The sequence below is a fragment of the Pseudomonas sp. lyk4-R2A-8 genome (assembly GCF_030209095.1).
Taxonomy (GTDB): Bacteria; Pseudomonadota; Gammaproteobacteria; order Pseudomonadales; family Pseudomonadaceae; genus Aquipseudomonas; species Aquipseudomonas quebecensis.
On record NZ_JARVSS010000009.1, the window covers coordinates 152,348 to 178,735 of the forward strand.

The following is a 26,388-nucleotide window of genomic DNA, read 5'->3' on the forward strand; positions in this document are numbered from 1 at the left end:
TCTAGTGTGAATCGCTCGCCAGGTATGCCTATGACCCGCATTTTGACCATCGAGGATGACGCCGTAACGGCCCGCGAGATTGTCGCCGAGCTGAGTAGCCATGGACTGGAGGTTGATTGGGTGGACAACGGCCGCGAAGGCCTGGTCCGCGCCGTGAGTGGTGATTACGACCTGATCACCCTGGACCGCATGCTGCCGGAACTGGATGGCCTGGCCATCGTCACCACCCTGCGCACCATTGGAGTATCGACGCCGATCCTGATGATCAGCGCCCTCTCCGACGTCGATGAACGCGTGCGCGGCCTGCGCGCCGGTGGCGATGACTACCTGACCAAGCCGTTCGCTTCCGATGAAATGGCCGCACGTGTAGAAGTGCTGCTGCGCCGCAAAAGTACGGTCAAGGAATTCGAGACCGCCTTGCGCGTGGCCGACCTGGAGTTGAACCTGATCAGCCGCGAAGCCACTCGCGCCGATCAGCCGCTCACCCTGCTGCCCACCGAATACAAACTGCTGGAATTTTTGATGCGCAACACCGGGCAGATCCTGTCGCGGATGATGATCTTCGAGGAAGTCTGGGGCTATCACTTCGACCCCGGCACCAACCTGATCGATGTGCACATCGGACGCCTGCGCAAGAAAATCGACCCACCGGGCCTCACACCGCTGATCCGCACGGTACGAGGTTCCGGTTATGTCATTGCTGAACCCCTCTAAGGGCTGGCGCTCATCCAGCAGCCGCCTGCTGGCACTGTACAGCTCGCTGTTCGTGGCCTGGAGCTGCATCCTGATGGGGGTGCTGTACTTCGAAGTGTCGGGTTACCTGGGGGATTTGTCGCGCCACTCGCTGTTGCAGCGCCAGCACCTCTTTCAACGTTTCGACGGTGAGGAACTGGTGGAGGCGCTGACCACCAGCATGACCTTCGATATGAAGGGCGTTGACGCCTACGGCCTGTTCGACGAACAGTTCCGCCCGTTGAACGGACCGATCCGCGCAATTCCGCCGGACCTGCCTCTGGACGGCAAGATCCACGCCCTGACCAATTGCGTGGACTCCGACGATCCCAAATTGCCCAAGGACAGCTGCGATGCCGTCGCCACCCACACCGGCGATGGCCGCTGGCTGGTACTGGTGCGCGCCAACGGTTCGCTGTTCGGCGTGACGCGAATCATCTGGCATGCGCTGCTCTGGGCACTCTCGCTGACTATCATTCCCGGTGTCGCGGGCTGGCATTTGCTGCGCCGTCGTCCGCTGCGACGCATTCGCGGGATCCAGGCCAGCGCCGAAGCTATCGTCGCCGGCGACCTCACCCATCGCCTGCCGCTGTCCAACCGACGCGACGAATTGGACATGCTCGCGGCCATCGTCAACGCCATGCTCGACCGCATCGAAAAGTTGATGAACGAGGTCAAGGGCGTGTGCGACAACATTGCCCATGATCTGCGCACCCCACTGACGCGCCTGCGCGCGCAGTTGTATCGCATCCGGCAGGAGGCCGAGCAGGACTCGGGCTACGCGGTAAAACTGGATGATGCGATTGCCGAAACCGACACCCTGATGGCGCGTTTTCGCGGGCTGTTGCGTATTTCGGAACTGGAAGACCACCAGCGCCGTTCAGGCTTCCTGGTGATGGACCCGCTGCCGCTGCTGAGGGAATTGCACGATTTCTATCTGCCGCTGGCCGAGGAAGGCGAACTGCAACTGGTGCTCGACATGCCACCCTCCCTGCCGTGGATCACCGGCGACCGCGCGCTGCTGTTTGAAGCCGTGGCGAACTTATTGAGCAATTCGATCAAGTTCACCCCGCCGGGCGGCGAAGTCATTTTGCGCGGGCTCAACGACGCGGGCAGCACCCGTATCGAAGTGCACGACTCGGGGCCAGGCATACCGGCGGCCGAGCGTGCCGCTGTGTTCCAGCGTTTTTACCGCGTGGACGAAAGCGACCAGCCCGGTGGGTTCGGGCTGGGGTTGTCGATTGTCGCGGCGATCATCAACCTGCATGGCTTCAAGCTGGAGGTAGGCAGCAGCGCCCGGGGCGGCGCGCGGCTGATCCTGGAGTGTCGCCAGCAACTGATGCCCGAATGAGCGAGTGGGGCCTGCTGCGACTCAGGCCTTGAAGTTGGCGCGCAGCGCTTCGACCCCACCCTTGTAGACACCGGCGAACAGCTCCTCCACCGCCTCGTCCGTGGTGCCCGCCGCCGGTGTGAACACGCCCGACCACGTCACCTTCGTCGACGCGTCAGTCAAGGCTTCCACCTGCAACGTCGCCAGGTAAGCGCTCACCGGAAACGGCGATTGCTCGATGGTGTAGCTGTAGGCACGCGAAACGTTATCGAACGTCTGCAACCGCTCGACGATCACGCCACCGTCGGCGGTTGTCAGATGGCGCAGGCGGCCACCTTCGCCGGGCTCGCTCTTGGCAATCAGCGGCAACCAGTCCGGCAGGCTGTTGAAGCCGCCGACCAATTGCCAGACCTGATCGGCCGATACCGGGATTTCTATTACTGCGGATGCGGTTGGCACGGTCAATCTCCAGAAGTCATGGAAAACGTCGCCCAGACTGCCACGCCTGGCGCGTCATTGCATCCCTTCTGAATGCTGGGATAGGGGGTGACTGACGCCTCGCAATCGGGGGCAAGCTCCTTCCCACACAGTCAGTACTGTGGGAGGGGGCTTGCCCCCGATTGCAGTGGGTCAGGCCCCACGGATCTCAGCTCAATGGCGCTTGAGGAACGCCAGCATCAACGGGTTAACCTGCTCCGCCGCCTCCAACTGCACCATATGCCCCTGCCCCGGCAGGATTTCCACCTGGGCCTCCAGCCCTTGGGCATGAGCGGCCGGGATAATGGCGTCGTCGCTGCCCCAGATCACCAGGCTCGGCTGTCGACCGACAACATGGCGCATATCCAGCTTCTGCCGTCCGCCTTCAAACAACGCAGCATTGAGTTGACGCAACGCCTGGTCCACGCCTTCCAGGCGCTTGAACTTAAGCATGTCTTCCAGCATTTGCCGTGTCACCAGGCCCGGATCGCTGAACAGCTGGGTCAACTGCGGCTTGAGTGCGTTGCGATTGCCGGCTTCGGCAAACCCTTGCAGATAATCGCCATTGATATCGGCGCCCAGCCCGGCGCTGGCGATCAAGGTCAGCGAAGCAATGCGCGCAGGCGCCTGGTCCGCAACGGTCAGCGCGACCAGCCCGCCCATGGAATGGCCGGCCAGGTGCACGCGCTCCACGTGCAGATGATCGAGCAGGCCCAGTACCGCCTGTGCCAACTCCGAGGCGTCGCCGCTGCGCAGCGTCTTGCCCGACTCGCCATGCCCCGGCAGGTCGAGCGCGATCACACGGCGGTCGGCGGCCAGGGCCGGTTGGTTGAACAGCCAGTTGTTCAAGTCGCCGCCAAAGCCATGCACCAGCACCAGCGGCGTGCCGCCTTCGCCGAGGTCCAGGTAACGCAGCAAGCGCCCGCCCACCTCGACTTTCTGCGCACTCGGCCCCGCCGTTTCGGCCTCGGCGGCACTGGACACGAACCCGGCCTGGAAGCGTTCGATTACCGCGTCGATCTCGGCGTCGCTGGCCTCACCTTCCACCACAATCCCCAGCAAGGCGCCGACCGGCAGGGTTTCATCGCTCTGCGCCAGCACTCGGCGCAACACGCCACTGAACGGCGCCTCGACGCTGCTGGAAATTTTGTCGGTCTCCACATCCAGCACTTCTTCGCCCTTCTCCACCCGCTCGCCCGGCTGCTTGAGCCAGGTGTCGATACGGCCCTCAGTCATCGATAGCCCCCACTTGGGCATGGTCAAGGTATGGATCATGCGGCGTTCCTCTTGTCGGCGATCTTCAGCACGGCGGCTTCGATCCTGGCGGCGTCGGGGATGTACAGGTCTTCCAGCGCATCGGAAAACGGCACCGGCGTATGGGGCGCGGTGACCATTTCGATGGGCGCGCGCAGTGCGGCGAATGCGCGCTGCGCCACCAGGGCGCTGATGTCGGTGGCAATCGAGCAGCGCGGGTTGGACTCATCGATCACCACCAGGCGCCCGGTTTTCTCCACGCTTTCCAGGATGCTGTCCTCATCCAGTGGGCTGGTGGTGCGCAGGTCCAATACTTCGCAGTCGATGCCTTGGCGTGCCAGGTTGGCGGCGGCGTCGAGGGCGATATGCACCATGCGCCCGTAAGTTACCAGGGTCACGTCGCGGCCTTCGCGCACAAAGTTGGCCTCGCCGAACGGCACGGTATACAGCTCTTCGGGCACGTCGCCTTGCAGGCTGTAGAGCATTTTGTGTTCGAGGAAGATCACCGGGTCGTTATCGCGGATCGCCTGAATCAGCATGCCCTTGGCATCATAGGGCGTGGCCGGGCACACCACTTTCAGGCCGGGAATGTGGGTCCACATCGAGGTGAGCATCTGCGAGTGCTGGGCGGCGGCGCGCAGGCCGGCGCCGTACATGGCGCGGATCACCAGCGGTGTGGTGGTCTTGCCACCGAACATATAGCGAAACTTGGCGGCCTGGTTGAGCAACTGGTCAAGGCAACAGCCGATAAAGTCGACGAACATCAGTTCGCACACCGGGCGCATGCCCCGGGTGGCGGCGCCCACGGCCATGCCCACGTAGCCGACCTCGGACAACGGCGCATCCAGCACGCGCCCGGGGAACTCCGGGTACAGGCCTTTGGTGACGCCGAGCACGCCGCCCCAGGCGTCCTGTTCGCCGGGCGACCCGGTGCCGCCGGACACATCCTGGCCGATGATGAACACGCTCTGGTCGCGGCGCATCTCCTGGGCCAGGGCTTCGTTGATTGCCTGCTGATAGCTGATTTTGCGAGCCATGAAATTCTCTCCGGGTCTTGTTGTTATTAGCGGTAGGCGACGTAGACATCGCTGAGCAGATCGGCCGCCTGGGGCTTGGGGTCGGACTTGGCCAGGCGCACGGCATCTTCGATCAACTGTGCGACCTCGCCGTCGATACGCTCGAATTGCGCGGCGTCCAACCAGCCTTCGGCCTGGCAACGCTGGCGGAACAGCACCAGGCAATCCTGGGTTTCGCGCAGGTTCTTCACTTCATCCACACCGCGATAGGTTTGGGCATCGCCTTCGAAGTGGCCGTAGAAACGGCTCAACTTGACCTCCACCAGCGTCGGCCCTTCGCCGTTGCGTGCACGCTCTACCGCCACGCCCAGCGCCGCGTGCACGGCGAAAAAATCGTTGCCATCGACGATCACCCCCGGCATGCCAAATCCCACGGCGCGCTCGGCGATGTCCTTGCACGCCACCGACCAGCCGGAACCGGTGGCTTCGGCATAGCCGTTGTTTTCGGCGACGAACAGACAGGGCAATTTCATGATCGAGGCCAGGTTCATCGCCTCGAACACCGCGCCCTCGTTGGAGCCGCCATCGCCAAAAAATGCCACGGCCACGCCCTGGCTGCCCTTGAGCCTGGCGGCCAACGCCGCACCGGCCGCCAACGGTGCGCCGGCACCGACGATGCCATTGGCGCCGAGCATGCCTTTCTCCTGATCGGCGATGTGCATGGAGCCGCCCTTACCGCCGCAGACGCCGGTTTTCTTGCCGTAGATCTCGGCCATCATGCCGAACACATCCACCCCCTTGGCGATGCAATGACCGTGGCCACGGTGGTTGGAGGCGATGCAATCGTCATCGTTAAGATGGGCCATGACCCCGGCGGCACTGGCTTCCTGGCCGGCATACAAATGCACGAAGCCGGGAATCTCGCCGGTGGCGAATTCCACATGCAGGCGTTCTTCGAAATCACGGATGGTGCGCATCACGGTGTAGGCATGCAGCAATTGATCGGTGGACAGGTGGGTGGACATCTTGTTGTTCTCCAGGTTGTCTCGACACACAAAAGGCTGGCGTCGACCAGCTACAGGCCACTCAGCACAGCCTGTGCCATAACCGCCAGGAACCTGGCAAAGCGTTGATCCAGAGCAGCGCCGCCCCTTTGTACGTGCGCACTCAATACACCCGGACTGAGACGTTGCAGCGCAGCTTGCCGATGGCGTCTCAAGGCAAATGAGACGCTGCGTCTCAGCGTCGGCAGTTGGTCAGCCCGCCCTTGTCCACCCGCGCGCGCAGGCGCTTAATGGCGGGCATAACAACAAAGCTCGAGAACCGGAGGCCCTATGCTCGCCGCGAACTCCAGGGAGCACGTCGACTGCGTCAGTCGCGTGGTCCGCAATGCCGATCGCCTGCCCCAGGCACCGGTGCCCGCATTGATTTTCGATTCCTGGCGCCGCTCCATGGAACAACACCACCTGGACCCAGGCTCCCTGCAGGGCCCCCGTATCCTCAGCGAACCCTTGCTCAAGGAATGCCGCGAACGCGCCGAGCTGTTCATGCGCATCGCCAGCGAAGAAGTCGGGCAACTGCACCATCGCGTGCGTCATGCCGATTACTGCGTGATGCTTACCGACGCCCAGGGCCAGACCCTCGACCACCGCGTAGACAGCAGCATTCGCAGCGACTGTCGCAAGGCCGGTCTGTACCTGGGCACCTGCTGGTCGGAAGCCGAAGAAGGCACCTGCGGCGTGGCCACAGTATTGACCAGCAAGGCAGCGGTGACCGTGCACAAACGCGATCACTTTCGCGCAGCGTTCATCGGCCTGACCTGCTCCGCCGCGCCGATCTTCGATCCGCAGGGCAATCTGCTGGGGGTGATGGACGCCTCGGCGCTCAAGTCGCCGGATGACCGGCGCAGCCAGCACCTGGTGCGCCAGATGGTGGCCCAGAGCGCCCAGGCCATCGAGAATGCGTTCTTCATGCACAGCGCCCGCCAGCATTGGGTGCTGCAGGCGCACAGCACACCGGGCTATGTGGACAGCCAGCCCGACCTGCTGCTGGCCTGGGACCAGGACGGGTGCCTGCAGGCCCTCAACAGCAAGGCACGCCAGGCCCTGCGTCGACGCTTCGGCCAGGTGCCGGCGCATATCGGTGAAGTATTCGACCTGGATGCCTTGCGTGCGGTGACCGACCAGCGTGCCCAACAGTTGCACTGGCTGGGCGAACCCGGCGCGCTGCATGTGCGGGTCAACACGCCCCAACGTTGTTCGCGCACGCGCGCGGCGCCGAGCCATCAGGTCGACCCCCGTGTGGAAGAACACCTGCGCCTGGCCGTACGGGTCAAGGACCGCAACCTGCCGGTGCTGGTGCAAGGCGAAACTGGTGCCGGCAAGGAAGTCTTCGCGCGCCAGTTGCATGAACGCAGTGCGCGCCGCCAGGGCCCATTCGTGGCGGTGAACTGCGCGGCGATCCCGGAGAACCTGATTGAAAGCGAGCTGTTCGGCTATGTGGCAGGGGCGTTTACCGGTGCCTCCAGCAAAGGCATGCCCGGCCTGTTGGTGCAGGCCGACGGCGGCACGCTGTTCCTCGATGAGATCGGCGACATGCCGCTGGCGTTGCAGACCCGCCTGTTGCGGGTCATTGCCGAGGGTGAAGTGGCGCCCCTGGGCGCGGCCAGAACCCGCACGGTGGATATCCAGGTGATCTGCGCCAGCCACCGCGACCTGGCGGCGCTGGTGAGCGAGGGGCGCTTTCGCGAAGACTTGTACTTTCGCCTCGGCTGCGCCCGGGTCAGCCTGCCGCCGTTGCGCGATCGCACCGACAAACTGGCCCTGATCCACCGCCTGCTGGAGCAGGAATCACAGCGCGGCACGGTCGCACTGGGCATCAGCCAGGCGGCGCTTGAAGTGCTGTTGAGCCATGGCTGGCCCGGCAATGTGAGGCAACTGCGGCATGTGCTGGCGTATGCCTGCGCGGTGTGCGACGGCCAAACCCTGCAACTGGCGGATCTGCCGGTGGAAGTGCGCGGCGAACAGGTCGCGGCGCCGACCGAACAGAGCGCCAGCCCGGAACGGCAAGTGGTACTGGATGCGCTGATCCGGCATCGCTGGAAACCAACACCGACCGCCCAGGCGCTGGGCATTTCCAGAGCCACCCTGTACCGCCGAGTCAACCAACTGGGCATCGATATGCCCGGCAAGGCTTCCCTGACACAGTGAGGTCGCTTATAGCGGCGTGTCAGTGACACACATGTTGCCTGAGCGAAAGCTATCGGGGGCAAGCCCCCTCCCACAGTGGGACCTCGCTGTCGCAGGTAATGTGGGAGGGGGCTTGCCCCCGATGGCGGTGGGTCAGCGAAAAAAATACTAACTGAACCACCACCAACGCACGCTTTGCGAGATCAGCGGTAGACCAACCCACCATCGATCAGGGGCGCCTGCCCGGTCATGTAGTCCGCATCCGGACCGGCCAGGAACGCTACCAGCCCCGCCACGTCTTCCGGTGTTTCGGCGCGGCCCAGAGCGATGCCGTCCACGTATTGCTTGTAGGTCGCGCCCACCTCGGCCCCAGTGATCTCAGCCATGCGCTTGTCGATCTCCACCCACATATCGGTGCCCACGACGCCCGGGCAGTAGGCATTGACGGTGATCCCCGCGCTGGCCAGCTCCTTGGCCGCCGCCTGGGTCAGCGCACGCACGGCGAACTTGGTGGCCGAGTACACGCCCAGCAGCGCAAACCCTTCATGGCCGGCGATGGAGCAGGCGTTGATAATCTTGCCCTTGCACCCCAGCGCCTTGAACTTCTTGCCGGCGGCCTGGATGCCCCACAACACGCCCTGCACATTGATACCCAAGGTGCGTTCGACCTGTTCCGGGGTCACCTCCAGCAGTGCATCGATCTGCGCCACCCCGGCGTTGTTGACGATGATGTCGAAGCCGCCCAGGGTCTGGTGCGCATGCTCCACCGCCGCCACAACCTGTTCGCGCTTGGACACATCGGCGATAAACACCGACGCCTTGCGTCCGATGGCCGTGATTTCGGTGGCCACGGCGGCGAGTTTGGCACCATTGATGTCCACCAGGGCGATATCGGCGCCCTCCTGAGCCAGGCGCAAGGCAATGGCCCGGCCGATGCCCTGCCCGGCGCCGGTGACCAGCGCAACTTTTCCAGCGATACCCATGACGATCTCCTGCACGAATGAGAGAAGCCTTGTCTATCGCAGCTACACCAGGCGGCTGTCGAGGCCATAAGGCTGCGGCGAGTGAGCTGAGACGGGACGTCTCGCTTGTAAAACCGCGCCGTAATGCCTAGCTTATGCGCCCCCTGCCCCGCGCTCTAAGGCCCAGCCCATGGTTTTGCGTTTTCGCCCCGTCGTCACTTCACGTGTTGCCCTCGGCCTGCTGCTCAGCGGCGGCATCGGCAACAGCCTGGCGGCCGCGCTGGAACTGCCGGCGCTGCAGGTACAGGGCGAAGATACGTCCGGCTATCGCGCCGAAACCGCCTCGGTCGGCGGCTTCCATGAAACACCGCTGCTCGACACCGCGGCCTCGGTCAGCGTGTTCAACGCCGCGCTGATCAAGGACCAGCAAGCGCGCCTGCTCAGTGAAGTGCTGCGCAACGATGCGTCGGTGGGCGACAGCTATGCGCCCATCGGCTACTACGAAAACTTCGTGGTGCGCGGTTTTTCGCTGAACGCGGCCAGCAGCTACAAGATCAATGGGCGCACCATCACCGGCGAACAGAACGTCGCCCTGGAAAACAAGCAGCAGGTGGAAGTGCTCAAGGGCCTGGCGGGCTTGCAGAGCGGTATTTCCGAACCCAGCGGCGCGATCAACTATGTCACCAAGCGCCCGGAAGAGGTGCGCTCGGTGACCGTGTCCACCGACGATCGCGGCAGCGGTTACCTGGCCACCGATGTCGGTGGCTGGTTCGGCAGCGAGCAGCAGTTCGGCCTGAGGGCCAACGTCGCTCATGAAGACCTGCATTCCTACGTGGAACACGCCAACGGCCAGCGCGATTTCCTGTCCCTGGCGTTCGACTGGAACATCAGCCCCGACGCCGTGCTGCAACTGGACGCCGAATACCAGAACAAACAACAGCGCTCGGTGCCGGGTTATCAGTTGCTGGGCGGCAGCGCAGTGCCCCATGGGGCCTCGCCGAAGAAACTGCTGGGGCACCAGAGCGGCGCCAAACCGGTGGACATCGATTCGCTGAACCTCAACGGCACGTTCGACTATCGCTTCAACGATCAATGGACATCCCAGATCAGCGCCGCGCGCAGCAAAGTGGTGATCGATGACTACAGCTCATTTGCCTGGGGTTGCTATTACATCGGCAGCTGCAATGCCAACACCTTCAGCCCCGAAGGCGACTACGACATCTACGACTACCGCAGCCCCGACGACACGCGCCGCGACGACGAGGTGCAGGTCGCCATGACCGGCCGGTTCGACACCGCGGGCCTGGGCCACGAATTGACCTTCGGCACCAGCGCGTTTCGTCGAGTGATCGACCAGCGCAAACCCGTCAACGAGTGGATCGGCAGCGGCAACATCCACCGGGACGCCGCCACCTTCGCGCCGACCGACGTGCCGCTCAACGACAGCCATCGCACCCTCGACAGCCGCCAGTACGGCCTGTTCGTCACGGATCGCCTGCGCTTCAACGAGCAGTGGCAAACGGTCCTCGGCGGGCGTGAAGTGCGCCTCGATGAACAGGCGTTCGACAGCGACGGCAACCCGTCCCGCCACACGCAGCAATACGTGTTTCTACCCCAGGCGGCGCTGATCTATAAGCCGGTGGACAGCGTTTCGCTATACACCCGCTACGGCAAAGGCTTGTCTCTGGGAGGCACCGCGCCATGGTTCGCGACCAATGCCAGTGAGACCCTGGCACCGACCACCTCGCGACAGATCGAGGCCGGCGTCAAATACGACTGGCGCCGCATCAGCTTCGCCGCCGCGCTGTTCCAGACCCGACAGGGCTACCAATACGCCCGACCCGACGGCGCCGGCAGCTTCACCTATGTGCAGCAGGGCGAGCAGAAAAACACCGGGCTGGAAGTGTCGGCCAATGGCTGGGCCACCGACCGTTTGCAGATCGCCACCAGCGTGGCGGCGATTCGTGCACGGGTGAGCGGCAGCGGCACGGCGGCCTATGAAGGGCACCAGGCGATCAACGTGCCCAAGCTGCGCGCCAGCCTATACGCCGACTATGCGCTGCCGTGGGTCAATGGCCTGGCGGTGCTGGGTGGCGTGCAATACAGCGCCAAGAAGTACGCCAACCGCAGCGGCAATGTGCAGGTGGGCGATTACGCGGTGGTCAACGTCGGCAGCCGCTACACCACCCACCTCGACGGCTACGAAACCGTATTGCGCCTGAGCGTCGACAACCTGTTCGACAAACGTTACTGGCGCGATGCCGGCGAGTACCTGGGCGACGACTACCTGTTCCAGGGCGCACCACTGACGGCGCGCCTGAGCGCAACGGTCAATTTCTAAGGCATTACTTGGGCATTTTGCGAAAACCCACGGCAAGGCGGTTCCAACTGTTGATGGTAGCAATGGCCAGGCTCAAATCGACCTGTTCCTGGGCGCTGAATTCGGCCGCCAGCGCGGTGTAGTCCGCATCCGGCGCGTGCGTCTGGCTGAGCAGGGTCAGGCTTTCGGCCCAGGCCAGTGCGGCGCGCTCACGCGGCGTGAAGAACGGCGTCTCGCGCCAGGCCGACAGCGTGTACAGACGCCGCTCGGTCTCACCGCCCTTGCGGGCGTCGGCGGTGTGCATGTCCAGGCAGAAAGCACAGCCGTTGATCTGCGAGACCCGCAGGCGAATCAGTTCCAGCAGCGGCAGTTCGATGGAGAGTCTGCCGACGGCGGTCTCCAGGGCGAGCATGGCCTTCATGGCATCGGGGGACGCGGTGTAGAAATCGGTACGGGTTTGCATGGGGTTCTTCCGAGGATGGGTTGGCGCTCAGGTTAGTCAGGACGTGTGAGCCGTGGAATAGCCAATTCCGGGGAAGAACGGGAGGCCAATGGCCGGGCACCGAAGCCATCAAGGGCCAGCCCTTCCCGCGAGGCTGACGGCTAAACCAGCTCGCGCCGCAAAAACGGTGCCGTCCGACTCTTCTTGTTCTTGGCCACCGTGTGCGGTGTGCCACTGGCCACCACCTGCCCACCCAGGTCCCCTGCGCCCGGCCCGATATCGATCACCCAGTCACTCTGCGCCACCACGCGCATTTCGTGCTCCACCACGATCACCGTATGCCCGGCATCCACCAGTTGGTTGAGCTGGCTGAGCAGGCGATCGACATCCCGTGGATGCAATCCGGTGGTGGGCTCGTCCAGCACATACAACGTGGCACCGCGAGCATTGCGTTGCAGTTCGGTGGCCAGTTTGATGCGCTGCGCTTCGCCACCGGACAGTTCGGTGGCCGGTTGGCCCAGGCGCAGGTAACCCAAACCGATATCCCGCAGCACCTGCAACGAGCGCAGCACACCCGGTTGGTCGGCAAACACCTCCACCGCCTGGTCCACCGTCAGCCCCAGTACCTGAGCGATGTTCAGGCCTTGCCATTTGACCGCCAGGGTCTGGGGGTTGTAGCGCGCGCCATGGCAGGTCGGGCACGGTGCGTAAACGCTCGGCATAAACAGCAATTCGACGCTGACAAAGCCTTCGCCCTCGCAGTTCGGGCAGCGGCCCTTGACGACGTTGAAGGAGAACTGCCCGGCATCGTAACCGCGCTTCTTCGCCGCCGGCGTGGCGGCAAACAGTTTGCGCACGTTGTCGAACAGCCCGGTGTAGGTCGCCAGGTTGGAGCGCGGCGTGCGGCCGATGGGCTTCTGATCCACCTGCACCAGGCGGCGGATATGTTCCAGCCCGGCGCCGATACGCCCGCCGCTGGTTTGCGGCGCGTCGTCTTCCAGGCTCGGTTCTTCATCGGCTTCCACCACGCGCCCCAGACCGCTGCCCACCAGTTCCAGCAATGCCTGGCTGACCAGGCTGGACTTGCCCGAACCGGACACGCCGGTAACGGCGGTAAAACAGCCCAACGGGAAATCGACGTTCAGGTCCTTGAGGTTATTGCGCGTTACGCCCTCCAGCGCCAGCCAGGCGCTGGGCTCACGACGCGCGGCGGCGGCCGGGCGCGGTGCGGCAAACAGGTACTCACGGGTCTGCGACGCCTGCACCTCGGCCAGGCCGGCGGGCGGGCCGCTGTACAGCACTTGCCCGCCCTGCTCGCCGGCAGCCGGGCCGACATCGATCAGCCAGTCGGCGCGGCGCATGGTTTCCAGGTCATGCTCGACCACAAACAATGAATTGCCCGCCGCCTTCAAACGCTCCAATGCGGTAAACAGCGCTTCTCCATCCGCCGGATGCAGCCCGGCCGAAGGTTCGTCCAGCACATAGATCACGCCGAACAATTGCGAGCCCAGTTGAGTGGCCAGGCGCAAACGCTGCAATTCGCCGGACGACAAGCTCGGCGTGCTGCGCTCCAGGGACAGGTAGCCCAGGCCCAGCTCGATCAGCGTGCCGACGCGCTCAAGCAAATCCTCAGCGATACGCTGGGCCGCCAGGCGTTTTTCCACCGACAATTTCATACGGTCCTGCCCCGCCGCCACCGGCCGCAGCAAGTCGGCCAATTGGCTCAACGACAGCTGCGACAACTCACCGATGTCCACCCCGGCGAACTTCACCGACAACGCCGCGCGGGTCAGGCGTTTGCCCTCGCACAGCGGGCAAGGGCTGCCCTGCATAAACTGCGAGACACGCTTTTTCATCAGCGCGCTCTGAGTGTGGCTGAAGGTGTGCAGGATATAGCGCCGCGCGCCGCTGAACGTACCTTGATAGCTGGGCTCCAGCTTGCGCTTGAGCGCCTCGCGGGTCTGCTCAGGGGTGAAGCCGGCGTACACCGGCACGGTGGGCGTTTCCTCGGTGAAGAGAATCCAGTCGCGCTGCTTTTTCGGCAGGTCGCGCCAAGGAATATCCACGTCGTACCCCAGGGTCACCAGGATGTCGCGCAGGTTCTGGCCCTGCCATGCCAGCGGCCATGACGCCACCGCGCGCTGCCGGATGCTCAACGACGGATCGGGCACCATCAGCGCCTCGGTCACCTCATACACGCGACCCAGGCCATGGCATTGCGGGCATGCGCCCTGGGGCAGGTTCGGCGAAAAATCCTCGGCATACAGCATGGCCTGCCCCGCCGGATATTGACCGGCGCGGGAGTACAGCATGCGAATCAGGCTCGACAGGGTGGTCACACTGCCCACCGACGAGCGCGCACTTGGCGTGCCGCGTTGCTGTTGCAGGGCCACGGCCGGCGGCAGGCCTTCGATGCTGTCCACATCCGGCACGCCGACCTGATCGATCAGGCGCCGCGCATACGGCGCCACCGATTCGAAATAGCGACGCTGAGCCTCGGCATACACGGTGGAAAACGCCAGGGACGACTTGCCCGAGCCGGACACGCCGGTGAACACCACCAGGGCATCGCGCGGAATGTCCACATCGACGTTGCGCAGGTTGTGTTCACGGGCGCCGCGCACGCGCACAAAGCCGGCGCGCGGGGACGTGGTCGGCGGGAGGTTGCGTTGTGAGGTCATGGTCAACCTTATCGAGCGGTGAGCACGCTGCGCACCCGTTGCGTCAGGGCTTCGGGGCTGTAGGGCTTGCTCAGTAGATGAATGTCGGGAGTCAGCAGATGGTTGCTGGAGAGAATGTCGCGGGTGTGGCCGGAGGTGAACAACACCGGCACCGGCGGGCTCTGTTCGCGGGCCCACTCGGCCAGGTCGGTGCTTTTGACCCGGCCCGGCATCACCACATCGGTAAAAATCAGCTCCGGCTGCAGGCCCGCTTGCAGCTTGCGCATGGCCTGGTCGCCGTCTTCGGCGGTGAGCACGGTGTAGCCCGATTGTTCGAGCACTTCCACCACGGTCAAGCGCACGCCTTCGTTGTCCTCGACGACCAGAATCGTTTCCTGCCCATATTCGGTGACGAGCGGCTCGGCCGGCACTTCGGCGCATTCCTCGCCCAGGCTGCGCGGAAAATACAACTGCACCACGGTGCCCTTGCCCTCTTCGCTGCACACGTCCACGTGACCGCCGCTCTGGCGCACAAAGCCGAACACCATGCTCAAGCCCAGGCCCGTGCCGTGACCGTCGCGCTTGGTGGTGAAGAAAGGCTCGAACACTTTGGCCTGAATCGCCGGCGACATACCTACCCCGGTATCGGCTACGGACAGACGCACGTATTCACCGGGATTCACGCTTTTGCCCACGCAATCGTCGGGATTGAGGATGATATTTTCGCCGCTGATGCGAATCACGCCCTCGCCTTTCATCGCGTCCCGGGCGTTGATCGCCAGGTTGAGCAAGGCGTTTTCCAGCTGATGGCGGTCGACATGGATGCACCAGGGGTCGCGGGGCAGTTGTACGTCGATATGAATGGTTTCACCGAGGGCGCGCTGCAGCAGCTCGCCCAGGGTTTCGTAGATGCGCAGCGGGTTGTACACCGCCGGCGACAGCGGCTGGCGCCGGGCAAACGCGAGCAATTGCGCCGACAGCTTGGCACCACGGTCCACTGCGGCAATCGCGGCGCTGACACGGCGTTGCACATGCACATTGTCCGGTTCATGGCGGGCCAGCAAATGCAGGTTGCCGGAGATCACTTGCAGCAGGTTATTAAAGTCGTGGGCCACGCCGCCGGTGAGGCCGCCAATGGCCTCCAGTTTCTGCGATTGACGCAACTGGTCCTCGGCGGCGGATCGCGCCTGCACTTCAGCGGCCACCCGTTGCTCCAGGTTGTGCGTGAGCTCCTGGCGCACCTGTTCGGATTTGACCAGCTCAGTGGTTTCCACCACGATCGCCAACACCCCGGCCGGTTGCTGGTTATCGCCGGCCACGGGGCTGTAATACAAGTCCAGCCACACGGTCTCCGGCTGGCCGTTGCGCAACAGCACCAGGTCTTTGTTGTTGAACGACAAGGTGCCGCCGGCCAGGCAGGTATCCACCACATGGCGGTTGAAATCCGCCACTTCCGGCCAGCCCAGCTCAACCGGCGTGCCCAACAGATAAGGGTGACGGCCACCGGCAAAGGCCGAGTAACTGTCGTTGTAGATCATGTACCCCGCCCGCCCCCACAGCATTACCATCGGCACGGGGGACGCCAGCATCATTTGCACGGTGCAGGCCAGGCTGGTGGACCATCGATCGATCGGCCCAAGGTCGGTGGTTGACCAGTCAAATGCGCGAATACGCTGGGCCATTTCACCGGCCCAACCTTCACAGCCGTGTGGGTTGGATAAAAATTGCATCGTTCGGCTCTGCGCAGAGAAAGGACGGTCGCAACGGTTGGAGCGCGCCAGGGGCGGATCGTTTCATTTGCATACGTTAGGGGCAATTCGCCGCACACGCTACTTGGCTCAGTGAAAATCCCGGCTGCGTACATCCATGCCATCGAGCAGGGCGGACAGATCGGTCAGCCGCCCGGCGATCAGATGCCGCACCTCGCCCACCGCTTCCCAGCGCCCATCGACCTTGAGCAGGCGCGATCCCACCAGGGCCAGGCGCTGGCGTTCGGCGAGGTCGCGCCAGACCACCACGTTCAGGTTGCCGAATTCATCCTCCAGGGTCACGAATGTCACCCCGCTGGCGGTGCCGGGCCGTTGCCGCCCGGTGACCAGCCCGGCGACGCTGACGTTGCGCCCATGCTCCACGGCCATCAGCTCGCGGGAGCTGCGGCAGCGACGCTGGCGCAGCTCGGCGCGCAGCAACGCCAGCGGATGCGGGCCGAGGGTGGTGCCGAGGGTGGCGTAGTCGGCGTGCAGGTCTTCGCTGACCGTGGGCGCCGGCAATGCCACCGCGGCTTCGTCAGGGCTGGGCAGGCCGGCAAACAGCCCCAGTTGTTTATGCACCCCCGCCACCTCCCAACGTGCGCGGTGGCGATTGCCGGCCAGGGCGCGCAGGGCACCGGCATCGGCGAGCAACGCCTGGGCACGCGAGTCCAGCTCGGCACGCCGGTCCAGGTCGGCGATATCGCTGAATGGCTGCTGCCGGCGCGCCGCTACGATGCGTCGGGCATCCTCTTCGCGAAACCCCGAGATCAAGCGCAGGCCCATGCGAATCGCCGGTTGCGCGCCGTCGATGGGCTCCAGGCTGCAATCCCAGTCGCTGGCCTGCACATCCACCGGGCGGACCTGCAAGCGGTGACGCCGCGCATCCTGCAGGATCTGGTCCGGGCTGTAGAACCCCATGGGCCAACTGTTGATCAGCGCGCAGGCAAACGCCGCCGGTTCATGGCATTTGAGCCAGCAACTGGCATAGGTCAGCAAGGCGAAACTGGCCGCGTGGGATTCCGGGAAACCGTAGCTGCCGAAGCCCTTGATCTGCTCGAAAATCTGCGCGGCGAAGGCCTCGGTGTAGCCGTTTTTGAGCATCCCATCGCGCAACCGTTCGCGGTGCGGTTCAAGACCACCGTGGCGTTTCCAGGCGGCCATGGAACGGCGCAGCTGGTCAGCCTCGCCGGGGCTGTAGTCGGCGGCCACCATGGCGATCTGCATCACCTGCTCCTGGAACAGCGGGATGCCCAGGGTGCGTTCCAACACGGTTTTCAATTGCGGGGATGGATAAGTCGTCGGTTCTTCATTGTTACGCCGCCGCAGGTACGGATGCACCATGCCGCCCTGAATCGGCCCGGGCCGCACAATGGCGACCTCGATCACCAGGTCATAAAAGGCCTTGGGCCGGAGCCGTGGCAGCATGGCCATCTGCGCCCGCGATTCGATCTGGAACACGCCAATGGTGTCGGCCTTGCTGATCATGGCGTAGGTGGCCGGGTCATCCTTGGGGATGCCAGCCAGCGACAGGTCGCGACCGCGATGCTGGCGCAGCAAATCGAAGCAGCGACGGATCGCGCTGAGCATACCCAGGGCAAGAATATCGACCTTGAGCAGGCCCACCGCGTCGAGGTCGTCCTTGTCCCACTGGATGATGGTGCGCTCGGCCATGGCGGCGTTTTCCACCGGCACCAGGGTGTCCAGCGGGTATTCGGAAATCACGAAACCGCCGGGATGCTGGGACAGGTGCCGAGGGAAGCCGATCAGTTGCTGGGTGAGGGTCAACACGCGATGCAGGATCGGCGTGTGCGGGTCGAAGCCTGCTTCACGCAGGCGCTCCAGGGGCGGCGCATCGTCACTCCAGCGTCCGCAGCAATCGGCCAGGGCGTTGATCTGGTCCGGCGGCAGCCCCAAGGCTTTGGCCACGTCACGTACCGCGCCGGCGGCGTGATACGTGCTGACCACCGCCGTCAATGCCGCGCGGTGGCGGCCGTAGCGCTGGAACACGTACTGCAGCACTTCTTCGCGGCGTTCGTGTTCGAAGTCCACGTCGATATCCGGCGGTTCATTGCGTTCCTTGGACAGAAAGCGCTCGAACAGCAGGCTGGTCAGGCTCGGGTCGATCTCGGTGATGCCCAGGGCAAAACACACCGCCGAATTGGCCGCCGAACCGCGCCCCTGGCACAGGATCGAACGGCTGCGGGCGAAGCGCACGATGTCATGTACCGTGAGGAAATAGCTTTCGTAGCCCAGATCGCTGATCAGCTCCAGTTCGTGGTCGATCTGCTTTAACGTCTTGGCCTCGACGCCGTGGGGCCAGCGCCGCGCCATGCCTTCTTCGGTGACGGCCCGCAGCCAGGTTTTAGCGGTATACCCCTCGGGCACCAATTCACGCGGGTAGTGGTAGCGCAACTGGCCAAGGTCGAAGGTGCAGCGGCGCGCGATAGCCAGGCTTTCGTCGAGCAGCGCCTGCGGGTACAGCGCGCCGAGGGCATCGAGGCTGCGCAGGTGCCGCTCGCCATTGGGGTGCAGGCGCGTGCCGGCCTCGGCCACGCTGACGTGATGGCGGATGGCAGTCATGGTGTCTTGCAGCGCGCGGCGCCCACGCACATGCATATGCACATCGCCACAGGCTACCGCCGGTATTTGCAGGCTGGCGGCCAGGTTCAGGCGTTGCTGCAAGTGGCGCGCATCGTCCTGGCCGCAATGCAGATGCACCGCCAGCCACAGGCGCTCGGCGAACGTGCGGCGCAGCCATTGGATCGACGCCTGGGTGTCGTCGTCAGCCGCCACCCACAACGCCAGCAGGCCGGGCATCGGTTGATCGAAATCCTCTTGCAGCAGGCGATAACTGCCTTTTTCCACGCGGCGGCGCGCCACGGTGATCAGCCGGCACAGGTGCTGGTAGCCGCTGAGGTCTTGCACCAGCAGCACCAGTTTCGGGCCGTTTTCCAGGCGTACCTCGCTGCCGATAATCAGCGGCAAGTCCACCGCCTTGGCCGCCTGCCAGGCGCGCACGATGCCCGCCAGGCTGCACTCATCGGTGATTGCCAGCGCACTGTAGCCTTGGGCCTTGGCCCGCTCGAACAACTCCAGCGCGCTGGATGCACCGCGCTGGAAACTGAAATTGGACAGGCAATGCAGCTCGGCGTAGCTCATGCGAACCAGCCTTGCAGCCATAAGCCATCGCTCTGCCCCACGTTGCGAAAAGCCCAGCCGCGCTGGCCGGTGCGGGTCTGCACCAGGTAATAATCGCGGCGGATGTCGGCGCCGTCCCACCAACCGGACTCGATGCGCTCCGGGCCCATAAGGATATGCACGCCCTGCTCGGCCAGCGGGCTCGGTTGCGGCAGCAGCCAGCCGGGGCGCTGCACCTTGTTCAAGCCCTGGCAGGCACGCGGGTCGGCCGCCGCTTGCCAGGCACACTCCGGACGATGGTCGGCATGAAAGCGCAGGCCCTGCACGGCGTCATCCCCCAGGCGCGCGCGCAGGCGTTCACGCAATTGCTCCCAGGGCAGGGTTTGTTGCGGGCGCTCGTCGAACAGGTCCTGGCGTTGCGGCACAAATACCGGCAGGTCTTCGGCCAGCAGGCGAAGGCCGCGCACCGGTGCACTGACCTGCACTTGCTCCAGGCGCCCACGGGCCAATTCGAACAACATGCCCGGTTCGCGCTCGGCGCTGAGCAGGCCGACCTTGATCACGCTGTCGGCGGCCTGGGCGTGCTCCAGGTGCAGGTCGAAACGTTGCACGCCACTGTCGCGACCACAGAGGAAGGCGGACAAGTCGGCGGTCAAGCGTCGCAGCGGGAACAGCAGCGCCTGGTGGGAATGCACGTCGAAATTCAGTTCGATGCGCACATCGAACTGGTCCGGCGGCTGGTAAAAGTCCAGTGCCAACGGGCGCCTGCCGCTCAAGGCATCCAGGTGCTGAAGCAGCCCTGCCTCAAACCGACGCGCCAGGGTGTGCCGAGGCAACGCCTGCACGTGGGCCAGGGTGCGCAGGCCCATGCGCGACAATGCGGTGGCTGCCTGTGGCTCCAGGCCCGCGCGGTCGATGGGCACCGGGGCCAGGGCCTGCAGCAAGGCGGCGTCATCGGCCACGGCCAGGCCATCGTAGAGATTGGCCAGCACCCGCGCCGCCGCCGGGTTGGGCGCGGCGACGATGCGGTGGCGAAAGCCCAGCTCGGTCAACTCCTTGCGCAGGCGCGCTTCGAACAGCGGCCAGGGCCCGAACAGCCCCAGGCTCGATTCGATTTCAAACAGCAAGGCGCGGGGGTAATACACGCTGACCTGGGAACTGAAACGGTAGGCCCAGGCCGCCAGAAATTGCTGCCAACGCTCAATCTGTACGGGGTCGTATTCGGCGCTGGCAAAGGCTTTGACCAACGCATGGGCCGCCGTCAGGGACTGACCGGGCCGCAAGCCCAACGTACGCGCGGCGGCATTGACGGTTTGCAGCACGCGCCGCTGCGGCGTACCGGCGAGCAAGGCCAGGGGCGCATCCGGCTCGGGGTGCAGGCGCTGCACCCCGTCCAGCGCCAATTGCGGGAAGACAATACACACCCAGCGCATGGCAAGCTCAGTGCCCGGCCAACGCAATCGGCGCCGGATGGGCCAGCCCGCCGCGGCACTTGAGCACGCGCACCTGGGCGGGCCGGGCCTCGACGGCCAGGCGTAACGCGGCAGGCGATGGGTTGATGGCTTCGCCCAGGGCGCGCCAGGCAAAGGCCAGGGTCTGCCCGGTTTCGGCCGCCACCTGCAAACGGCGCAAGGCACGGTCATCGGCCTGATGCGGCCAGCACAACACGGCGCCGCAACTGCCGGAACGCAGGCACTGTTCCACGGCCCACAGCACGTCGCGTTCCTCGGCCTGCACCACTGAGAGCTGACGCACATCCACCCCGGCGTTCTGCCAGGCATGGGGATACGGCGTATAGGGCGGTGCCACCAGCACAATGCGCTCGCCTGCCGCCGATAAGCGCGCCAGGGTCGGCAGCACCAGTTGCAGTTCGCCCACGCCGTCCTTGGCCATCAGGATTTCACTCAAGGCCGACGCCGGCCAGCCGCCGCTGGGCAGCACCGCATCCAGCGCCGCCAGCCCAGTGGGGTGCAGGCTGGCCGGCGGCGCGGCGGGCCGGCCTTTCCAGACGCGGCCGCCATTGAACAGCGCGTCCAGGGCAACCACGGCGCCCATCAGCCTTGCCTCACCAGGCCGCAGAATACGCCTTCGATGGCCAGGTCCTGGTCGGGCCCCACCACGATGGGTTGGTATGCGGGGTTGCGCGGCAACAGACGCACGCTGTCAGCGTTGCGTTCGAACCGCTTGATGGTGACTTCGCCGTCCAGGCGCGCCACCACGATCTGCCCGTTCAAGGCCTCGGCACTGCGCCGCACGCCCACCAGGTCGCCGTCGAGAATGCCGTCTTCAATCATCGAGTCGCCCTGCACCCGCAGCAGGTAATCCGGGATCTTCGCGAAAGTGGCCGAGTCCAGCTGCAGGCGGCTGTGCACCTCGGCGTCGGCGCCGATCGGCAGGCCGGCGGCGACACGCCCAAGCACGGGCACATCCAGCCATTCGGGCCGCGCCGGCTGATTGAGCAGGCGAATGCCACGAGCCTGGTTGGGGTTGACCTCGATAAAGCCGGCGTCGGTCAGCGCCAGCACATGCTTGCGCGCCACGCTGCGCGAGGCAAAACCGAACGCCTCGGCGATCTCGGCGAGGCTGGGGGGCTGGCCTTGCTGCGCGATACGGTCGCGGATAAAGGTCAGGATGGCGGTACGGCGGGGGGTCAGGCCTGTCATGGAGTACATTTGTACTCCTGTGGGAAATTTCTGACAATAGCCGTCAGTCGGGCGCATTCACCTGACGAAAAGTCGATCAGTCCGGTAAGGGAATTACCCGTAGTGGTCGCACAGACTTGTAGGAAAAACTCGAGTAGATCTCTTTGACACACGGCAACGTCTGCAGCACCTCGCGGGCAAATTCGCCAAACGACTCCAAGTCCCTGGCCACCACTTCCAGCAAAAAGTCATAGCGCCCCGACACGTTATGGCACGCCACGATCTCGGGAATTTCGAGCAACCGCTGTTCGAAAGCGCGGGCAATTTCCTGGGTGTGACTTTCCATCATGATGCTGACGAACGCCGTGACTCCATACCCCAGCGCCTTGGGCGACAGGATCGCCTGATAACCACTGATCACCCCGCTCTCCTCCAGGTTTCGCACCCGGCGCCAGCACGGCGAAGTGGTCAGGGACACGCGCTCGGCCAGTTCGGCCACGGTGAGCCGGGCGTTGCTTTGCAAAGCGTTTAACAGGGCTTTATCGGCACGATCGAGTGGAATGGGCATAACTTGCCTCTGAACGTTATTTTTATCGGCATTTCATCCCCATAGACGGGATTTGGCAGCAAACTTTGCAAAGTTCGGCCGTGATTTTGAGCATAGCATTGTAGGAAACAAGGAGCGCCCGACATGCACAATAAACACAAGACATTCGGCTTTTCCACCCGTGCCATCCATCACGGTTATGACCCCAAGGACCACCATGGGGCACTGGTGCCACCGATCTATCTGTCGGCGACCTTTGCCTTTCCCACCGCCGAATACGGCGCGGCCTGTTTTGCCGGCGACGCCGACGGGCATTTCTATACGCGCATTTCCAACCCCACCCTGGCGTTACTCGAATCACGCATGGCCAGCCTGGAAAACGGTGAAGCAGCAGTGGCGTTCAGCTCGGGCATGGGCGCGATTGCCGCGACGTTCTGGACCCTGTTGCGGCCCGGCGATGAGGTGATCGTCAGCCACACCCTCTACGGCTGCACCTTCGCTCTGTTGCACCACGGCATCGGCGAGTTCGGCGTCAAGGTGCGCCATGTCGACCTCACCGATCTGGCCGCGCTGCAGGCCGCGATCAGCCCCGCCACGCGCATGATCTATTGCGAAACCCCGGCCAACCCCACCCTGCAACTGGTGGACATTGCCGCCGTGGCCGCCCTCGCCCACCAGCAACCGAATGTGACCGTGGTGGTCGACAACACCTACTGCACCCCTTACCTGCAACGCCCCCTCGAGCTCGGTGCCGATGTGGTGGTGCATTCGGCCACCAAGTACCTCAGCGGCCACGGCGATATCACCGCCGGCATCGCCGTGAGCAACCAGGCCCTGGCCCGGCGCATTCGCCTGCAAGGCCTCAAGGACCTGACCGGCGCCGTGATGTCGCCCCAGGACGCGGCGTTGCTGATGCGCGGCCTCAAGACCCTGGCCCTGCGCATGGACCGCCATTGCAGTAACGCCCAGGCGGTGGCCGAAGCCCTGCAGGCGCACCCGGCCGTGGCGCAGGTGGCTTACCCAGGGCTGGCCTCTTTCCCACAACACGCATTGGCCGCACGGCAGATGAGCCAGGCCGGCGGCATGATCGCCTTCGAACTCAAGGGCGGCATCGACAGTGGCCGCCGCTTCATGAACGCACTGCAACTGTTCACCCGCGCGGTCAGCCTGGGCGATACCGAGTCGCTGGCCCAGCACCCGGCGAGCATGACCCATTCCACCTACACGCCGCAGGAACGCGCGCAGCACGGTATCAGCGAAGGGCTGGTGCGGTTGTCGGTCGGCCTTGAGGACGTCGCCGACCTGCTGGCGGATGTGCAGCAGGCGCTGGCCAAATGCACCCGCCTGGCATCGCGTTCCAAAGCGATGGCAATGCCTGCAATGAGATAACGCCGGGGGCGCCCGCAACCCTGTCGCGGCACCGGCCCGGTCGGCTTTTTGCGGATTGGATCCCCATCGCGCCGCCGGGCTGTACTAGCATAGGCCGCGACAGGAACGGCTATGCATGCTGCATCCCGTCGCTACAGGCCATTATCTGCATTCTTCATGGACGAAATGATGAACTCACAGCTGTTCCCACAGATAGGCAAAGTCATTGCCAGCACCGGCAGTCGCCATTTCCCACGCATGTTGCATGACCTGATCCTGACCCAATTGGCCGTGGACGCCACGCACATCACTCAATTGCGCTTGAGCGCCCAAGGCCACACGCGTCGCAGGATCAGCCCGGTATACACCGACTCGATCAGCGCCCTGGGACCGGAACAACCCGCCGCCCAACTGCACCTTACCCGGCGCAAGGATGATGTGCGCTACGTGCTGTCAATGTATCGCGCGCATCCGCGGGACACTTTCTCGGCACAGGAACTGAGCATGCTGCAGGACTTTTCCAGCCTGCTACTGCCGATGGTGGAAAAGCACATCACCGCGCTCCACCCCTGCCGCCCCGATAACGAGCCGAGGGTACCGGCGCATCAAGGCATCGAAACCCTGCGCCGGTGCATCGAAGAACGCCTGGTGGAATCGGGCCTGACCTTGTCCCGGCGCGAGCTGGAAGTATGCGTAGGCCTGTTGGCCGGGCGCACCGCACCGGAACTGGCCGAACAACTGGCGTTGAAGGTCAACACCATCGAAAGCTACCTCAAACGCGCATCGACCAAACTGGGCATCAGCGGGCGGCATTCACTGTTGCGGTGGATGTACTCGACACAGGGGACAGCCAGTTCTTAATGGGCAGCGAGCCGTTGCAGCCGGTCACACTTCGCGCGTGCGGACCTTCAAATGCCGCGCATACCAGGGGCGCCTCGGCACCCGTTTGAACAAGCCTTTCAACACCTCTTCATCCGCGCCGAACGTGATGCGCAGCGCCAGTTTCATGGTTTCCGGGTCCATCTCCATCGATTTGCCCATCTGCAGCCCCGGCGTGGTGCTGCAACCATGGGTGTCCGGGCCGAGCCAGGGGTCGCCGACCTCGACCCAGCGCCCCTGGGCGAACCAGGCGATGCCGTTGACGTCCAATCGGCTGACTTCGCCGGGGTGGAAGCGCTCGTGGGCGCGGTACCAGTCTTCGATGCGGTCGTCGATCCAGCCGTGGAAGTGCCAGAACACGGGATTGACGTGGGAAGAAAACGGGTCGCCGAGGAAGTCATTTTCCGCGGCGTACCAGCGTGGCGCGAAGTCCGCCGGGTCGCGGGCGAACGGTACCGGCGCGCCGTTGGACGGGTCGCGTGGTACCGAAGCCCAGCGCATGTGCAGCCAGTCGTGCAGGCCCAACTCCATTTCGGAACCCAGTTGCCCCAGGGTCAGTCTGGCCAGGTAGCGCGGGTCGCGGTATTGGGATTCCCACACCTGGAAATTGCTGTGGTAGGTCTCGGCGGCCTTGATGTCGCTGACCCACTGGGTGTAGTCGCCGTCATCCGGAGCCGACCAGGTCGGTGGCAGTGCGAAACCGTCATGGTTGTCGAAATAACGCACAAAGCCCAGGCGGTCGCGTTCCAGAGGCGGTTGCGGGGCGGGGAATTGCGGCCATGAAGGCAAGTCCTGCAGGGAACGCGCCTTGGCCAGCATGTGTCGGTGCATAAAAAAGAAGTCGATACCCGAGCCGTTGCGGTCTTTGTGGTCACCGCGCGCGTCGCGCTCCTGACCGCGCGGGCCGGGTTGCCAGCCGATGCCGCGCAGGGCGTCGCGTTTGTCTTCGGGGAGTTTGTGCCATTGGTCACGGGTGGCGTGCCATAACTGGTGGAACAGGCGATGTTCGGGGGCGATCAGCCAGGCCAGCAGGGTCGGATTCAGGCCAATGCGCTGGCGGGCTTCGGGAAATGTGTGCTTGTGGGCGATAAAACGGTTGTCGCGTTCGGTCATCGCCAATGGGCGATTCAGGTCGAGGATCTGCCCGCTGAGGGTGCTGCTGCCGGCGTTGGCGAAGTCGGCCCAGACTTCATCGAGGGTCATTTTGAATTCGTAGGCGGGCACGCCGTCGGCAGCGTCGCGATCGATCAGGCGCCAGTAGAGCAAGGCACCCTCACCCGTCACCAGGTCGCCGAGCACGCGGTAGCGCGGCTCGCCCTCGGCGCACAGGTTGGCGGCGGTGTCCAGGTAGCCGCGCAGGCCCCGGCCACGCGGGGCGATGTCCAGCAACAGTTGCAGGCCTTCCCGCGGCAGGCCCTTGAGCCCGGCGTCGCGACCGTCCAGGCGCAGGTCCCACACCCCGCGCAGGGTATTGGCCAACTGCTGCCCGGCGGTGTCGGCCAGGGTCACCGTGGCTTCACCGGGGGTGATGGGCACTGGATCTTCGCGCGTCAACTCGCGATGGGCATAGTAAGCCGCCGGCACCACGGCGCCCGTGAGCGCCAGGCCGGCGATGAAGCCACGTCGAGAGAGGGTCATTGTCTACCTTAGGAAACGCCTTTATCAGAGCTAGAACGTACGCA

At 64.5% G+C, this 26,388-nt stretch carries 20 protein-coding genes; 6 read left to right on the top strand and 14 right to left on the bottom strand.

What is annotated here, in order from left to right; translation table 11 throughout:
* The first annotated feature begins 30 nt into the window (after window positions 1-30).
* Window positions 31-714, top strand: a complete 684-nt coding sequence (locus QRN10_RS10325; RefSeq protein WP_181077123.1) for a response regulator transcription factor — start codon at window positions 31-33, stop codon at window positions 712-714.
* Window positions 692-2,083, top strand: a complete 1,392-nt coding sequence (locus QRN10_RS10330) for a sensor histidine kinase (RefSeq protein WP_181077122.1) — start codon at window positions 692-694, stop codon at window positions 2,081-2,083. Before QRN10_RS10325 ends, QRN10_RS10330 begins: the two co-directional genes overlap by 23 nt.
* A 21-nt stretch (window positions 2,084-2,104) precedes the next feature.
* Here the strand turns inward: QRN10_RS10330 and QRN10_RS10335 are convergent, their stop codons facing one another.
* The 4 genes from QRN10_RS10335 to QRN10_RS10350 all read right to left on the bottom strand — a co-directional run bounded on the left by QRN10_RS10335 (window position 2,105) and on the right by QRN10_RS10350 (window position 5,834).
* Entirely contained in the window at window positions 2,105-2,521 is a 417-nt protein-coding gene (locus QRN10_RS10335) for an SRPBCC family protein (protein ID WP_181077120.1), read from the bottom strand.
* Window positions 2,522-2,713: 192 nt separating this feature from the next.
* Window positions 2,714-3,814 carry an acetoin dehydrogenase dihydrolipoyllysine-residue acetyltransferase subunit gene (locus tag QRN10_RS10340; RefSeq protein ID WP_285428343.1) on the bottom strand — a complete coding sequence of 367 codons (1,101 nt, stop codon included), beginning with the start codon at window positions 3,812-3,814 and terminating at the stop codon, window positions 2,714-2,716.
* A complete protein-coding gene (locus QRN10_RS10345) occupies window positions 3,811-4,830 on the bottom strand; it encodes an alpha-ketoacid dehydrogenase subunit beta (protein ID WP_285428344.1) in 1,020 nt (339 codons plus the stop codon). Before QRN10_RS10345 ends, QRN10_RS10340 begins: the two co-directional genes overlap by 4 nt.
* 26 nt (window positions 4,831-4,856) lie before the next feature.
* The gene (locus tag QRN10_RS10350) at window positions 4,857-5,834 is read right to left on the bottom strand and encodes a thiamine pyrophosphate-dependent dehydrogenase E1 component subunit alpha (RefSeq protein ID WP_266248952.1); all 978 of its coding nucleotides are present in this window, start codon (window positions 5,832-5,834) and stop codon (window positions 4,857-4,859) included.
* 309 nt (window positions 5,835-6,143) lie between these two features.
* On the opposite strand from QRN10_RS10350, the gene QRN10_RS10355 reads away from it, so the two are divergent.
* Complete coding sequence (locus QRN10_RS10355) at window positions 6,144-8,018, top strand: sigma-54-dependent Fis family transcriptional regulator (RefSeq protein ID WP_266248951.1); 1,875 nt, start codon at window positions 6,144-6,146, stop codon at window positions 8,016-8,018.
* A gap of 182 nt (window positions 8,019-8,200) precedes the next feature.
* On the opposite strand, the gene QRN10_RS10360 is transcribed toward QRN10_RS10355, so the two are convergent.
* Window positions 8,201-8,980, bottom strand: a complete 780-nt coding sequence (locus QRN10_RS10360; protein WP_253506860.1) for an acetoin reductase — start codon at window positions 8,978-8,980, stop codon at window positions 8,201-8,203.
* Between the two features lie 169 nt (window positions 8,981-9,149).
* Between QRN10_RS10360 and QRN10_RS10365 the strand changes: the two genes are divergently transcribed.
* Window positions 9,150-11,300, top strand: coding sequence for a TonB-dependent siderophore receptor (locus QRN10_RS10365; protein ID WP_285428345.1), 2,151 nt, complete (start codon window positions 9,150-9,152; stop codon window positions 11,298-11,300).
* A gap of 4 nt (window positions 11,301-11,304) precedes the next feature.
* Here the strand turns inward: QRN10_RS10365 and QRN10_RS10370 are convergent, their stop codons facing one another.
* From QRN10_RS10370 to QRN10_RS10405, 8 genes are all read right to left on the bottom strand, one after another.
* On the bottom strand, window positions 11,305-11,742 hold the full coding sequence (locus QRN10_RS10370; RefSeq protein ID WP_266248947.1) for a carboxymuconolactone decarboxylase family protein: 438 nt from the start codon (window positions 11,740-11,742) through the stop codon (window positions 11,305-11,307).
* A gap of 140 nt (window positions 11,743-11,882) precedes the next feature.
* A complete protein-coding gene (uvrA, locus tag QRN10_RS10375) occupies window positions 11,883-14,402 on the bottom strand; it encodes an excinuclease ABC subunit UvrA (RefSeq protein ID WP_285428346.1) in 2,520 nt (839 codons plus the stop codon).
* A gap of 8 nt (window positions 14,403-14,410) precedes the next feature.
* Window positions 14,411-16,111 (bottom strand): ATP-binding protein, encoded by a 1,701-nt coding sequence (locus QRN10_RS10380; RefSeq protein WP_181077102.1) that lies wholly within the window; start codon window positions 16,109-16,111, stop codon window positions 14,411-14,413.
* 108 nt (window positions 16,112-16,219) lie between these two features.
* The gene (locus tag QRN10_RS10385) at window positions 16,220-19,312 is read right to left on the bottom strand and encodes an error-prone DNA polymerase (protein WP_285428347.1); all 3,093 of its coding nucleotides are present in this window, start codon (window positions 19,310-19,312) and stop codon (window positions 16,220-16,222) included.
* Window positions 19,288-20,703, bottom strand: a complete 1,416-nt coding sequence (locus QRN10_RS10390; protein ID WP_285428348.1) for a Y-family DNA polymerase — start codon at window positions 20,701-20,703, stop codon at window positions 19,288-19,290. Before QRN10_RS10390 ends, QRN10_RS10385 begins: the two co-directional genes overlap by 25 nt.
* A 7-nt stretch (window positions 20,704-20,710) precedes the next feature.
* Complete coding sequence (gene imuA / locus QRN10_RS10395; RefSeq protein WP_181077096.1) at window positions 20,711-21,325, bottom strand: translesion DNA synthesis-associated protein ImuA; 615 nt, start codon at window positions 21,323-21,325, stop codon at window positions 20,711-20,713.
* The gene (gene lexA, locus QRN10_RS10400; protein WP_285428349.1) at window positions 21,325-21,942 is read right to left on the bottom strand and encodes a transcriptional repressor LexA; all 618 of its coding nucleotides are present in this window, start codon (window positions 21,940-21,942) and stop codon (window positions 21,325-21,327) included. The genes imuA and lexA overlap by 1 nt, the downstream gene beginning before the upstream one ends.
* 67 nt (window positions 21,943-22,009) lie before the next feature.
* Window positions 22,010-22,480, bottom strand: a complete 471-nt coding sequence (locus QRN10_RS10405) for an Lrp/AsnC family transcriptional regulator (protein WP_181077093.1) — start codon at window positions 22,478-22,480, stop codon at window positions 22,010-22,012.
* Window positions 22,481-22,603: 123 nt separating this feature from the next.
* Between QRN10_RS10405 and QRN10_RS10410 the strand changes: the two genes are divergently transcribed.
* Together QRN10_RS10410 and QRN10_RS10415 are read left to right on the top strand one after the other, a co-directional pair.
* On the top strand, window positions 22,604-23,848 hold the full coding sequence (locus QRN10_RS10410) for a methionine gamma-lyase (RefSeq protein ID WP_266248938.1): 1,245 nt from the start codon (window positions 22,604-22,606) through the stop codon (window positions 23,846-23,848).
* 168 nt (window positions 23,849-24,016) lie between these two features.
* Window positions 24,017-24,688 (top strand): response regulator transcription factor, encoded by a 672-nt coding sequence (locus tag QRN10_RS10415; RefSeq protein ID WP_253506811.1) that lies wholly within the window; start codon window positions 24,017-24,019, stop codon window positions 24,686-24,688.
* A 24-nt stretch (window positions 24,689-24,712) separates the two neighbouring features.
* Here QRN10_RS10415 and pvdP read toward each other — a convergent pair whose 3' ends face one another.
* A complete protein-coding gene (gene pvdP, locus QRN10_RS10420) occupies window positions 24,713-26,344 on the bottom strand; it encodes a pyoverdine maturation tyrosinase PvdP (RefSeq protein WP_266248937.1) in 1,632 nt (543 codons plus the stop codon).
* Window positions 26,345-26,388: the final 44 nt, after the last annotated feature.

Coding starts and splice junctions, on each gene's coding strand:
- QRN10_RS10325 (WP_181077123.1), top strand. CDS start 31: ATGACCCGCATTTTGACCATCGAGGATGACGCCGTAACGGCCCGCGAG.
- QRN10_RS10330 (WP_181077122.1), top strand. CDS start 692: ATGTCATTGCTGAACCCCTCTAAGGGCTGGCGCTCATCCAGCAGCCGC.
- QRN10_RS10340 (WP_285428343.1), bottom strand. CDS start 3,814: ATGATCCATACCTTGACCATGCCCAAGTGGGGGCTATCGATGACTGAG.
- QRN10_RS10345 (WP_285428344.1), bottom strand. CDS start 4,830: ATGGCTCGCAAAATCAGCTATCAGCAGGCAATCAACGAAGCCCTGGCC.
- QRN10_RS10350 (WP_266248952.1), bottom strand. CDS start 5,834: ATGTCCACCCACCTGTCCACCGATCAATTGCTGCATGCCTACACCGTG.
- QRN10_RS10355 (WP_266248951.1), top strand. CDS start 6,144: ATGCTCGCCGCGAACTCCAGGGAGCACGTCGACTGCGTCAGTCGCGTG.
- QRN10_RS10360 (WP_253506860.1), bottom strand. CDS start 8,980: ATGGGTATCGCTGGAAAAGTTGCGCTGGTCACCGGCGCCGGGCAGGGC.
- QRN10_RS10365 (WP_285428345.1), top strand. CDS start 9,150: ATGGTTTTGCGTTTTCGCCCCGTCGTCACTTCACGTGTTGCCCTCGGC.
- QRN10_RS10370 (WP_266248947.1), bottom strand. CDS start 11,742: ATGCAAACCCGTACCGATTTCTACACCGCGTCCCCCGATGCCATGAAG.
- uvrA (WP_285428346.1), bottom strand. CDS start 14,402: ATGACCTCACAACGCAACCTCCCGCCGACCACGTCCCCGCGCGCCGGC.
- QRN10_RS10380 (WP_181077102.1), bottom strand. CDS start 16,111: ATGCAATTTTTATCCAACCCACACGGCTGTGAAGGTTGGGCCGGTGAA.
- QRN10_RS10385 (WP_285428347.1), bottom strand. CDS start 19,312: ATGGCTGCAAGGCTGGTTCGCATGAGCTACGCCGAGCTGCATTGCCTG.
- QRN10_RS10390 (WP_285428348.1), bottom strand. CDS start 20,703: ATGCGCTGGGTGTGTATTGTCTTCCCGCAATTGGCGCTGGACGGGGTG.
- imuA (WP_181077096.1), bottom strand. CDS start 21,325: ATGGGCGCCGTGGTTGCCCTGGACGCGCTGTTCAATGGCGGCCGCGTC.
- lexA (WP_285428349.1), bottom strand. CDS start 21,942: ATGTACTCCATGACAGGCCTGACCCCCCGCCGTACCGCCATCCTGACC.
- QRN10_RS10405 (WP_181077093.1), bottom strand. CDS start 22,480: ATGCCCATTCCACTCGATCGTGCCGATAAAGCCCTGTTAAACGCTTTG.
- QRN10_RS10410 (WP_266248938.1), top strand. CDS start 22,604: ATGCACAATAAACACAAGACATTCGGCTTTTCCACCCGTGCCATCCAT.
- QRN10_RS10415 (WP_253506811.1), top strand. CDS start 24,017: ATGAACTCACAGCTGTTCCCACAGATAGGCAAAGTCATTGCCAGCACC.
- pvdP (WP_266248937.1), bottom strand. CDS start 26,344: ATGACCCTCTCTCGACGTGGCTTCATCGCCGGCCTGGCGCTCACGGGC.